At 46.1% G+C, this 11920-nt stretch carries 8 protein-coding genes; 6 read left to right on the forward strand and 2 right to left on the reverse strand.

Features of this window, described 5'->3' with window-relative positions:
• The first annotated feature begins 46 nt into the window (after positions 1–46).
• The 3 genes from QT984_RS02410 to QT984_RS02420 all read left to right on the forward strand — a co-directional run bounded on the left by QT984_RS02410 (position 47) and on the right by QT984_RS02420 (position 5623).
• Positions 47–3256, forward strand: a complete 3210-nt coding sequence (locus tag QT984_RS02410; RefSeq protein WP_333373053.1) for a glycoside hydrolase family 15 protein — start codon at positions 47–49, stop codon at positions 3254–3256.
• Positions 3257–3462: 206 nt separating this feature from the next.
• Positions 3463–4638 (forward strand): DNA cytosine methyltransferase, encoded by a 1176-nt coding sequence (locus tag QT984_RS02415; protein WP_333373056.1) that lies wholly within the window; start codon positions 3463–3465, stop codon positions 4636–4638.
• Positions 4639–4672: 34 nt separating this feature from the next.
• Positions 4673–5623: a PmeII family type II restriction endonuclease gene (locus QT984_RS02420; RefSeq protein WP_333373059.1), complete on the forward strand. Its 951-nt coding sequence runs from the start codon at positions 4673–4675 to the stop codon at positions 5621–5623.
• A 45-nt stretch (positions 5624–5668) separates the two neighbouring features.
• On the opposite strand, the gene hisB is transcribed toward QT984_RS02420, so the two are convergent.
• Both hisB and fabI read right to left on the reverse strand, forming a co-directional pair.
• Positions 5669–6307 carry an imidazoleglycerol-phosphate dehydratase HisB gene (gene hisB, locus QT984_RS02425; RefSeq protein WP_333295506.1) on the reverse strand — a complete coding sequence of 213 codons (639 nt, stop codon included), beginning with the start codon at positions 6305–6307 and terminating at the stop codon, positions 5669–5671.
• Positions 6308–6616: 309 nt separating this feature from the next.
• Positions 6617–7393: an enoyl-ACP reductase FabI gene (fabI, locus tag QT984_RS02430; RefSeq protein WP_333101974.1), complete on the reverse strand. Its 777-nt coding sequence runs from the start codon at positions 7391–7393 to the stop codon at positions 6617–6619.
• A gap of 329 nt (positions 7394–7722) precedes the next feature.
• On the opposite strand from fabI, the gene ntcA reads away from it, so the two are divergent.
• From ntcA to QT984_RS02445, 3 genes are all read left to right on the forward strand, one after another.
• Positions 7723–8388 carry a global nitrogen regulator NtcA gene (gene ntcA, locus QT984_RS02435; protein ID WP_006634020.1) on the forward strand — a complete coding sequence of 222 codons (666 nt, stop codon included), beginning with the start codon at positions 7723–7725 and terminating at the stop codon, positions 8386–8388.
• A 77-nt stretch (positions 8389–8465) separates the two neighbouring features.
• Positions 8466–10157, forward strand: coding sequence for a DUF3084 domain-containing protein (locus tag QT984_RS02440; RefSeq protein ID WP_333269649.1), 1692 nt, complete (start codon positions 8466–8468; stop codon positions 10155–10157).
• Between the two features lie 360 nt (positions 10158–10517).
• Complete coding sequence (locus QT984_RS02445) at positions 10518–11651, forward strand: formylglycine-generating enzyme family protein (protein WP_333373063.1); 1134 nt, start codon at positions 10518–10520, stop codon at positions 11649–11651.
• Positions 11652–11920: the final 269 nt, after the last annotated feature.

Genomic DNA, 11920 nt, shown 5'->3' on the forward strand with positions numbered 1-11920 from the left:
TATTCACCCCAAATCTACTCGCATCAGGAAAAAGCAGGAAAACGAAATGGCGATCGCAAAAAACCAGCGGCAAACCAGGTTAGATTATTACTACGAGCAAATCAAAACCATCATCCTCAAGCGCCAGAACCCAATTACTGGTTTGCTGCCCGCGAGTACCGCCGTTAACGCCCACGGCGACTACACCGATGCCTGGGTGCGCGACAACGTGTACAGCATTCTCGCGGTTTGGGGTTTGGGTTTAGCTTACCGCAAAATTGATGGAGATCAGGGCAGGACATTTGAACTCGAACACAGCACAGTCAAACTGATGCGCGGCTTGCTGTTTGCGATGATGCAGCAATCGAGCAAAGTAGAACGTTTTAAAAATACTCAGTCGCCGCTAGACGCCCTGCACGCTAAATACAATACTCAAACGGGAAGTATTGTTGTCGGTGATGACCAGTGGGGACATTTACAGTTAGACGCTACATCTATATTCTTATTAATTCTTGCTCAAATGACGGCTTCCGGGCTGCACGTAATTTTTACAATTGATGAAGTCAATTTCGTGCAAAATTTAGTTTACTACATCGGTAGAGCCTACCGCACGCCGGATTACGGAATTTGGGAAAGAGGTCATAAAATCAATCGCGGCAATGCAGAATTGAACGCCAGTTCAGTTGGCATGGCAAAAGCAGCGCTGGAAGCAATAAATGGGTTGGATTTGTTCGGAATTAAAGGCTCTCAAGCATCGGTGATACACGTTTTGCCAGACGAAATTGCCAGAAGTCGCATAACTTTGGAATCGCTTTTGCCTCGCGAATCGAGTTCAAAAGAAGTAGATGCCGCTTTATTGAGTGTGATTAGCTTTCCGGCTTTTGCTGTGGAAGATCGAGAATTAATAGAACGGACTCGAAATAAGATTATTGACAAATTGCAAGGAAATTACGGCTGCAAGCGGTTTCTGCGGGACGGACACCAAACAGTGTTGGAAGATGCCGATCGCCTGCACTACGAGCCCACAGAATTAAGGCAGTTCGAGCACATTGAATGCGAGTGGCCACTATTTTTCACTTATTTGCTCTTGGACGGCATATTTCAGGGAAATCAAGCCCAAGTGCAAGAGTACCAGCAGCGTTTGGAATCTTTAGCAGTCGATCGCTCTGGTGTGCCGCTACTACCAGAATTGTACTACGTCCCCGCCGAAAATATTGAAGCAGAAAAGCTCAATCCCAGCAGCCAGCAGCGCTTACCTAATGAAAATATTCCCCTCGTTTGGGCGCAAAGTTTGTATTTTCTCGGTCAATTGCTGAACGAAGGATTAATCGCAGTTGGCGACATCGACCCGCTGGGAAGGCATCTGTCAGTCGGCCAACACAGAGAACCTTTAGTGCAAATTGCACTGTTAGCTGAAGACGAAGATTTGCAAGCAGAATTAGCCGCTAACGGCATTGCCGCCCAAACCCCAAAACAGGTAGAACCTATTCAAGTCCGCCAGACTAAAGAATTATCAGCTATTTACACGCAAATTGGACGCAACGACCAATTAGGCTTAACCGGCCGCCCCGTGCGCCGTCTGCGGAGTTTAACCACTTCTCGGGTGTTTAAAATTCGCGAAGAGGCGATCGTATTTCTCCCCTCATTTTTGAACAGACAAGAGTTTTACTTAACTTTAGATTACCATTTTTTAGTAGCTCAAATCAAGAGCGAAATAGCTCACATTCACCGCCACTGGTATCAGTTGGGACGCCCTACGGTAACGCTGATGCTGACTCACACGATGCTGGAAACAGGCCGGGAAGCGTTGTTAGAATTAATGAAGGAATTTCGGGATGGACACTGTAACAACACGCCCGTTAAACTCGGAAATCTTAAGCAGTTAATGCTGACCGCTGGCACCGAAAGAATTGATTTCATGCACGATTTTGAATTTACCGAATCTCCGGTGACAGGTGCAGTAGAAACGCGCAGCTATCTAACTTACAATCCTGAAAAGACTTGGCCTTTGGGTCACACGCAAGAATTTAAATTAGAGTGCGAAACTAATACTCAATTCTTGCTAACTAGCCTGCGTGATTCAGAAAACTTGTACGAACAAATTGAGTTGCTGCACACGTTAGTTCGCCTCAAAGGATTAAACTTTGATACGGGATTTGGTGGGGCGGAAGAAACAGTTAAAGTTGTGGATTTACTCAACGAAGTTTATATAAAAGCTGGAGAAAGTTCCCAATCAAAAATCCAATGGGCAGTCATCCGTCATGCCGCAGGTTTGCTGGACAAAGTTGATATCAGTTTGTCCGATGCGGTGACAGACATTTTGGTGCGGCAAAAACAGATTGCTGTGGGGAAAGCCTACAGCGAAGATTCGATAATTTCGCGACCGGGTTCTTATACGGAAGTGATGGACAAAATTCGCCAATTCTGTGGAGAAGACATTCGCGATCGAGTTCTAACTCAAGAAGTTCTCATCTACCTTGGCCTGCTAATTAAAGCCGAACCGCAGTTATTTAAAGGCCTGCTGACGCTAAGAGTTAGCTACTTTATTTTGCTGCTGACTAGCGAGTTTGCCCGCGAATTAGGAGTTACGCAAAATGAAGCTTACGAACATTTAATGCAGCTAAGTCCCTTTGAAATCAAAAATCGCCTGCGCCAAGTGTTGACGGAATACGAGGAAATGAATCAAATCCTCAAACAGCAAGAATCCCTGCGCGTCAAACAGCCGGAAAAAGACATTGAATGGGTAGTAGCGCCAGTTTCTGAAGAACCAACAATGCCTGGGGGAGGATGGCGTCGGAAACGGCAAATGGAAGGTACAGTCAATCGCGTACCGAAGGATTTTTATCCGAGTGTTTGGGGACTACTGCGGCACTGCAAAGGCTTGATAATTGGCGACAAATTAGAGCGGCGCAATCGGTTAGATAGCCATATCATTTTATCGGAAATGACGCCTGGGGAAAAGAATTTTGCGCTACAAATTGAGCATTTGCTGAATAAAATTGTGGCGCCAGAATACCGACAAGTCAATATTGAGGCGCTGATGGAGTTGGCTGCGATCGCCCAGCGCAACCCAGAATTGCAAGTAGAAGAATACATCGTTTTAGATGTATTAGTCGGTCACGCAGTCCGGCTGAATTGGCAAGGAAAACACCCGGAAAGAGCGGGTAAATACGACGAAGATAAAGCGGCGGCTTGGCAAGCTTTTTACAATACTTCGCCTTACGTTTGTGCGAGTCACGTACTCGATGCTTTCCGATTCTTGACGAAGTTTGGATAGATTGAGCGGTAATTCCGGTTTGAGCTTTTAGCGGTAAGGTGTGCGCTGCACACCTACATATAGAGGTTCTGCGTAAGTCCTGTCTTCTCTTATATTCTGTCTCTTTTCTTCCTCAGCTTCTTCTGCGCCCTATGCAGTTCATTAAAATAAATTCCCATCAACTTAATTGTGAGCAATGATCCAAGCTGTTCTTAAGGCAAAAACCTGTGATTAACCACCAACCGATAACTATTAGCCTCTTTGCTGGAGCCTACGGTTTAGATTTAGGTCTAGAAAAAGCAGGATTTCAGACAGTAAGTTTAGTAGAAATCGAACCTGATGCTACCAAAACTATCTCTCTAAATCGTCCTCATTTATCCGTATCAGCAGTACCGAGAGATATTTGCGAAGTTAGCGCCCAAACTCTATTACAAGAAGGCGGACAAATCTTAGGTTTAGATAGGCCTCTGCGCGCTGATGAAGTAGATTTAGTGACTGGTGGCCCCCCGTGCCAACCTTTCAGCACAGCCGGAAAACGGGGGTCTGTTGGCGATCCGCGCGGTAGCTTATTTATGGATTTCATACGCATTGTTGACGAAATCAAACCGCGCTTTTTTATCATGGAAAATGTTAAGGGATTGCTGTCAGCTCCGCTTCGACATCGACCTCACGATCGCAGAGGTTTAGATTTCCCGCAATTAGAACCAGATGAGATGCCAGGTGCAGCTTTACAAGTGATTTTGGCAGAGATGAAACGCATTGGTTATGAAGTTGTGTATGATTTGCTCAATACTGCTGATTACGGCGTTCCTCAAGTTAGAGAAAGAGTTATCTTTATTGGTTATAAAGGTAATGATTCAGTTACTTTGCCGCTCCCAAGTTACAGTCAGAAAGGTACTGGTAAAAAACCCAAATGGCTGACGCTAAGAGAAGGATTAAAAGATTTAGTAGATTCTCAGCCCGAATTTGTCCCTTACTCAGAAAGTCGCGTCAAGTATTTGCGCCTGTTAACAGCAGGTCAAAACTGGAGGGATTTACCCAGCGAATTAAAGCAAGAAGCAATGGGAGGAGCTTATAAATCAGAAGGCGGTAAAGTTGGTTTTTATCGACGCTTAGCGTGGGAAAAACCGTCGCCTACTGTCACAACGAGTCCTCATCAAAAGGCTACAGATATGTGTCATCCCGATGAATTGCGTCCTTTGAGTGTAAGGGAGTGCGCCCGAATTCAGACGTTTCCAGACGATTGGGTTTTTTATGGCTCAACTGCTTCTAAATATCGGCAAATTGGGAATGCAGTTCCGGTATTATTGGGAGAGGCGATCGGTAAGTACCTTTGTCAGGTAATTAAGGGCGATCAAGTTAGAGGAAGAGAAATAAGTCAACAGCTTTCTCTTTTCAGTTAACTAATATTTAAAAGAGAGTTGAGGAGAAATAAAAGTGTCAGAGCAACTTCATGAATTATTAGCATTTGTCTTAGAGAAAGAAATAGGATTGCCTGCCAGCAAGTCTCGCTCTTTCGCCGGTCACTTTGCTGAGTTAGAAGAATTTTTCAACTTAGAAGCCGCAACACTCAGAAACGGCATCAGCAGCATATCGGGCAAAAGAGCGATCAGATTTACTTCCGATGAGATTGAACGCATTTTAGCATTTATATCTTCAGGCAAGCTGTCGCTGCAACTTACTATCGCTGAAAATTTTTTAGCCAGTATTTGTCGAGATTTTACTGGGCGACAGCTAGTTATGGTTGAAAATCTGACTTTAGGGAAAATTCATCCCAACCCATTTTTAATCAGGGCGTTAAATCTGGACACTCCCGAAGAAGTTGTCCGGCTCAATGTTTATATGACTGCTACTAGGTCTATTGTCACTTCAATGGGATTTTTTATTCAAAAACTATTGATATCTTGCTCTGAAAGTGCAGAAAGTCCACCCGGCAAGTCAGGATGGGACGCAATTAAAACTACCAGTGATGGCGAGAAATGCTGGATACAGGTAAAAAGCGGCCCAAATGATATGGATAAAGACCAGATAGTATATTGGGCTGCCAAAATTGAGGAAAAAATTCAGGAGGGCGATCGCGCTTATATCGGTATAGCTTACGGTAAAAGAACTAATAAAACTGTAACACTTGGTTTACTGAAGCAAATTTTGCCCAATTCGGAAATGATCACTTTAATAGGTCGAGAACTGTGGGATTTTGTCAGTGAAGATACTCGCTATACTGTTAATCTGTTTGAAGTGTTGCGTCAGTCGGCTAGTCAAGTTTTAGCACAAAGTTCTATTGATGAAGCTATAGAAAGGTGTAGCGATCGAATCATCGCTGAATTTATCGGAAAGTACGGCGAGGGAAGTCAAGGCGTTTTTAACTATATAGCAGATATATTTTGATTGACAGCTTTGCAGTAGCGCTTCTGGGCTACTGCAAACCCCATACTACAAAACTCCTTTAGAACTCGGAATCCGACTGGCGCGCCGCGGATCGATTTCTACCGCCATCCGCAGAGCTCGCGCAAATGCCTTAAACGCCGCTTCTACAATGTGATGAGAATTTCCCCCCTGCAACTGTCGAATGTGCAGTGTCATCTGAGTGTGGTTCACCACCGCCGAAAAAAACTCTCTCACTAATTCAGTATCGTAAGTGCCGATCCGCTGGTTGGGAATTTCCAAGCCGTAACTTAAGTGAGGCCGTCCCGAAAAGTCTAGGACTACTTCTATTAAAGCTTCATCCAAAGGGGCGATGAAATGTCCGAAACGAGAAATGCCCGATCGATCCCCAACAGCTTTTGCTAGGGCCTGGCCCAAGGTAATTCCCACATCTTCGTTCGTGTGGTGGTCGTCAATCTCCAAATCCCCGATCGCCTGCACGTCCAAATCGATCAATCCGTGAGAAGCAATCTGGTGCAACATATGGTCTAAAAACGGAATCCCCGTAGACGCCTTGCAAGTTCCCACACCGTCGAGATTGAGGCTAGCCGTGACATCCGTTTCCAGTGTCGTGCGTTTCACCAAGGCGGCCCTAGCTGGTTGAACTGAATTTGCAGGAGGAAGAGAAGGGCGATCGATTATCTCCATAATTCGCAATTGGTCATTCATTAGTTATTGATAATTAGTAATTTGAGGACGGGATTTTTTTAGTGTTGAGTCTCAAGCGAGGGGCTGGTTCTCCATGCAACTGACATCAGACACCAATGTCAATCAAGGGATTTTTGGTGGGTGGGGCGGGTTTATTTAACCTGTCTGTCACGGGAGAAAGTTTTTGGTGAACCCGCCCCTACAGGTTCTTGAAAATGGTGCAAGAAGATGCGAGATAAAACTTACTTGTTAAAGTTAAAGTTTATTGTCTAAACCCGCCCCTACATAACTCAAAATTCTCAACAACTGTTACATTCCCATGATTTCGTAACCAGCATCGACATACAAAACTTGACCCGTAATCCCGCTAGCGAGATTGCTGCACAGAAAAGCCGCAGCATTTCCCACTTCCTGCTGAGTCACCGTCCGCCGCAGCGGGGCCACTTCCTCAACGTGGTGGATCATGTCCAGAATACCGCCAACTGCTGACGAAGCCAGAGTCCGAATCGGGCCAGAAGAAATCGCATTTACCCGAATATTTAACGGGCCCAGTTCAGCAGCCAGATAACGAACATTCATTTCCAAAGCCGCCTTAGCAATTCCCATCACATTATAATTAGGAACTACCCGGACGCCGCCCAAGTAAGTCAGGGTCACAATACTGCCGCCCTCGGCCATCAGGGGTTTAGCAGCAGCACAAAGCCGCACCAGCGAGTAAGCGCTAATATCCAAAGCATTGGAGAAACCTTGGCGCGAAGTGTTGGTGAAGTCTCCCGAAAGTTCGTCCTTGCCGGCAAAAGCCAGACAGTGGATCAGGACATCTAACTTGCCCCACTTGTCGGCGATGGTTTTAAAAGTAGACTCAATTTCGCTCTCGTCTTGGACATTGCAGGGCAAATACAGACTGGGATTGAGCGGTTCCACCAGTTCAGCGACTTTACGCTCGTGCTTGCCTTTCTCGTCCTTCAAATAAGTTATGCCGAGGTTGGCCCCAGCTTTGTGGAGCTGCTGAGCTATGCCCCAGGCGATCGAGCGATTGTTGGCAATGCCCGTAACAAGAGCATTTTTTCCGGTCAAATCTATCATCTGTAGTTTATCTAAAAGCAACTTGCACCGTTCTCATTGGCTATATCTGACAACCCCGCCAGTTTAGACACAACTGATTCAGATTTAACTGATTCAGACACAATTGAGACACAATTGAGACACAATTGATATTAATTTTGCTGTGGAGCTACATGGGGGCGGAATTGAAAAAGTTAAGAGAAGGGCTAGATTTAATCATACAGTGCGTGTTTACCTTAACATTAGATGGAAGTAACAGAATCCTTGGATATTGGAGGTTGGGCAGTATATTTACTCAATAAGGTTAATCGGCAAGTTATAAAGTATTGATTAGTACAAAGGATCTAGTCGTGACGCATGATAGACCGCTAGCAGCCGTGTTCCGCCAAATCAGCGGCGGGGCGTTTCCACCCATTGTGGAAACCTTTGAACGGGGCAAGACAATTTTTTTCCCTGGAGACCCGGCTGAGCGCGTCTACGTTCTCATTAGAGGTGCTGTGAAGCTCTCCAGGGTTTACGAAGCAGGGGAAGAAATTACAGTCGCCCTCCTGCGCGAAAATAGCGTATTTGGGGTGCTGTCTCTGATTACGGGACACCGATCGGACAGGTTTTACCACGCGGTAGCCTTTACGCCGGTGGAATTGATCTCGCTGCCGATCGAACAAGTCGAGAAAGCGCTCAAGGAAGACCCGGAACTGTCGATGGTGATGCTGCGGGGACTGTCGTCTCGGATTTTGCAAACTGAGATGATGATCGAAACGCTGGCCCACCGAGATATGGGTTCGAGACTCGTCAGCTTTTTGCTGATTCTGTGCCGGGATTTTGGCGTGCCCGGTACAGAGGGGATTACGATAGATTTGAAGCTGTCCCACCAGGCGATCGCCGAAGCGATCGGCTCGACACGGGTAACTGTGACTCGTTTGCTCGGGGATCTCAGACAAGAAACCATGATCTCGATCCACAAGAAAAAGATCACAGTCCACAACCCGGTGGCTTTAAGCCAGCAATTCACTTGATGCCGAGAAAGTATAGGATTTTGGATTTTGGATTTTAGATTCAATCCAAAATCCAAAATCCAAAATCTAAAATCGGAATGACTGCTGGATACATCCTGGTATTTGTAATTTTAGTGTTGGGGGGTGTGATCGCCACTGTCAGCGATCGCCTTGGGACGAAAGTCGGCAAGGCAAGGTTGAGCTTATTCAAACTTCGCCCCCGCGATACTGCTGTTGTTGTGACAGTAATGGCTGGCAGCATCTTGTCAGCACTGACTCTGGGCATTTTGTTTGCTACTAGCAAGCCACTGCGAACGGGAGTTTTTAGAATAGACGAGATTCAAAAAAGGCTCAACAACGCCCGCAGAGAAATCAACCAAGCCACTCAAGAAAAAAATCGAGTTGAAACTGAATTAGCTCAAGCCAGAGCCGCTCAAGCGCAAGCTAGAGCCAATTTAGAGCAAATAAATCAATCCCTCCAAGCAGCTAATGCTGAGCAAGCTCTGACGCAAACAAAATTAAACTCGCTGCGGGCCCAGCTCAACAGCGTGCAAGCAGCTAAGTCTAAAACTGAAGAGCAGTTAAGTCAGGTAGAAGCGGCTAAATCTAAGACAGAAGAACAGCTCAGGAGCGTGGAAGCAGCTAAATCCCGCACCGAAGAACAATTGAAACTGGTGGAAACGATTCGATCGACTACACAAGCTCAGCTCGATCGCACCCAGAACCAATTGAAAACAGTTTCTGCTCAAAAAACGGCTTTAGGATCGGAAATCGCCCAACTGCAAGAGGAACGGCAACAGTTAATCGAGCAGCGAGAGCAGGTAAAAACTCAAATTGCCCAGCGAGACGCAGAAATTGCCAAGCGAGACGCAGAAATTGCCCAGCGGGACAAGGAAATTGTCGATCGCAACGAACTAATTGCCCAGCGAGACAAGGAAATTGCCCAGCGAATGCAAAATCTCGCCGAGCGCGATCGAACTATTGTCGAGCGCGACAAAGTAATTGCCGAGAGGGAAGCACTGTTAGAAACCTTGGCACAGCAACAAGCTCAACTCGAACAGCAACAAACTGTCTTGCAGCAGCAAGTGCAAATTTTGGAACGCGACTTTCAGGCAATCCGCGAGGGTACAGTTGCTATCAGGCGCGGTCAAATTTTAGCTGCTGGCGTGGTTCGCATTATTGAACCCGGTATGGCGAGTCGCGCGATCGATCGGCTTTTGCAAGAAGCAAATAAAACCACCGTCGGACTGATGCAGCCGGAAAATACCAAGGTTAGGGATCAGGTTATTCAAATTACTAAAGCAGAAATCGATCAACTAATTAGTCAGATTAAAGACGGTCAAGACTACGTGGTGCGAATTGTTGCCGGCGCTAATTACCTGCGGGAAGAAAAGCTAATTAAGGTATTTGCAGAAGCAGAAATCAATCGAGTTGTGTTCCGCGCTGGAGATGTGATTGCAGGGGTTGCTGTCGATCCGGTGACTTTGACTGACGAACAGGTGCGGCAGCAGTTGCTGCAATTGATAGAAGCTTGTCAATTTCGCGCTCGCCTAATCGGCGTTGTCGGCGGTAGAGTTCAAGTGGCCGACAGTCAGATTGAAACTTTAGCTGGTTTTATCGAGCGATTGCAGCAGTACGAGAAACCGCTGGACGTTCAGGCGATCGCGGCAGATGTCACTTACATCGCCGGCCCGCTTAAAATAGATTTAGTTGCTCGTGAAAACGGAGTCGTTGTTTTTCGCACCGGACAACAAAAAGCTGGCCCAGGAGATTTGAAAGTTAAAAAATAAGTGCGATCGACATATCGAATTTGATGAAAAATTTTGGGCGATCGAATGACAATTTTGCTTGACATTTTCGCGCTATTGACATATCATTAAATCATGGGAATCCGTGCCGCCATATATATAGCAATCGTAGGGTGCGTCGCCACCAAAAATCTGGAAGCACCACCAACAATCTCACAGCGACGCACCGCACCCAATTAGTAGGGTGTGTCGCCACCAAAAATCTGGAAGCACCACCAATAATCTAACAGCGACGCACCGCACCGCTAAGAGCGCAAAGAAAGAAACTAAGAATCGAACCCTGAGATATTGACATCACAAAACAAAATTTTGCTCAATTAAAATGCAGGATCGTGCGGTGTAATGTCAGACAATCAAAATCAACCCAGAGAATACGATGCCGTCCGTGGCGGTCAAAATTCAATTCCTGTCAATGCTGCGGTACTCGGAGGCATTCCTGGTGTTAAAAGCCGATTAGCCTCACCCATTGTCGAAGTGAGAATCGCCGCCCTCTCCGAAGCACTCAAATATGGAGAAGCTGGCTTAGATGTGATAATGCAAGCTTTGCGCGAGGAATCAATGCAGGTGAAACTTGCTGCCTATTCACTCCTGAAAGATAGAGATGATTTAAAGATAAAACCGCAGTTTCAAGACTATCTCCCTACATTTGAATTTGATGTCATTACAGTGGATGCTGAAGGAAAAGAAAACAGTCGTAGAAAGTATGCGGCTCATTACTTCCCGGAAGACTTAGGTAATGGAGTTGTGCTCGAAATGGTTTACATTCCCGGAGGCACATTTATGATGGGTTCGCCAGAAACAGAGCGAGATAGAAAAGATAAGGAAAGTCCGCAGCATCAAGTAACATTACCAGCTTTTTATGCAGGAAAATACCCCCTCACCCAAGCACAGTACCAAGCAGTTATGGGAAATCATCAATCGGAGTTTAGAGGTGAAAAACTTCCTGTAGAAAACGTAAGCTGGAATCAGGCTGTAGAATTCTGCCGGAAACTTTCTGAAAAAACAGGCAAGATTTATCGCTTACTTTCGGAAGCAGAATGGGAATATGCTTGTCGCGCCGGAACTATAACACCTTTCTATTTTGGCGAGACAATTACCACGGATTTAGTTAATTATAACGGTTATCAACCCTATGGTGCAGCGCCCGAGGGACTTGTTCGCAGACAAACGATAGATGTAGGGAGTTTTGGCCCGAATGCCTTTGGACTTTATGATATGCACGGTCAGGTCAGCGAATGGTGCAGCGATAAGGTGCACATTAACTATGACGGCGCACCGATTGACGGAAGTTCTTGGGAAACTGGAACAAGTAGTGGCGGAGTGCTGCGTGGAGGTTCGTGGAGGAGCGGTGCGGTCAATTGCCGTGCTGCCTTCCGCAGCTTCTTCCCTCGGCGCTACTCGGGCTTTTTGGGCCCGTGCAGGGGTTTTCGTGTAGCGGTTGCTTTGGCTGTCCCTTCCTCCCTGTCTTGTCTGTGAGGACTCTTCTTGACTCTTTAGCCCTTTTCCCTTTTTCCTGTTTACCCTCTTGCGCGCGCTTTAATTTTTTTTTTGGAAGTCATCTTTGCACCCGATTCAAGATAGTAGGGTGCGTCGCCATCAGTAATTTGCAAATCAAATCGACAATCTCACAGCGACGCACCGCCTGCACAGAGGTGAGAGAAACCGGGTTTTTTCGATAAATCCAAACTGGGAAGCAAATATTGTGGCAAAAACCCGGTTTCTGATTTGTGCGCGTTGCTGTGAGA

The sequence above is a fragment of the Microcoleus sp. Z1_B2 genome (assembly GCF_036700325.1).
Taxonomy (GTDB): Bacteria; Cyanobacteriota; Cyanobacteriia; order Cyanobacteriales; family Microcoleaceae; genus Microcoleus.

What these genes read in the sequence shown, in the direction of transcription:
- QT984_RS02410 (WP_333373053.1), top strand. Translation starts at nt 47, where the DNA reads ATGGCGATCGCAAAAAACCAGCGGCAAACCAGGTTAGATTATTACTAC.
- hisB (WP_333295506.1), bottom strand. Translation starts at nt 6,307, where the DNA reads ATGGAGATAATCGATCGCCCTTCTCTTCCTCCTGCAAATTCAGTTCAA.
- fabI (WP_333101974.1), bottom strand. Translation starts at nt 7,393, where the DNA reads ATGATAGATTTGACCGGAAAAAATGCTCTTGTTACGGGCATTGCCAAC.
- QT984_RS02440 (WP_333269649.1), top strand. Translation starts at nt 8,466, where the DNA reads ATGACTGCTGGATACATCCTGGTATTTGTAATTTTAGTGTTGGGGGGT.
- QT984_RS02445 (WP_333373063.1), top strand. Translation starts at nt 10,518, where the DNA reads ATGTCAGACAATCAAAATCAACCCAGAGAATACGATGCCGTCCGTGGC.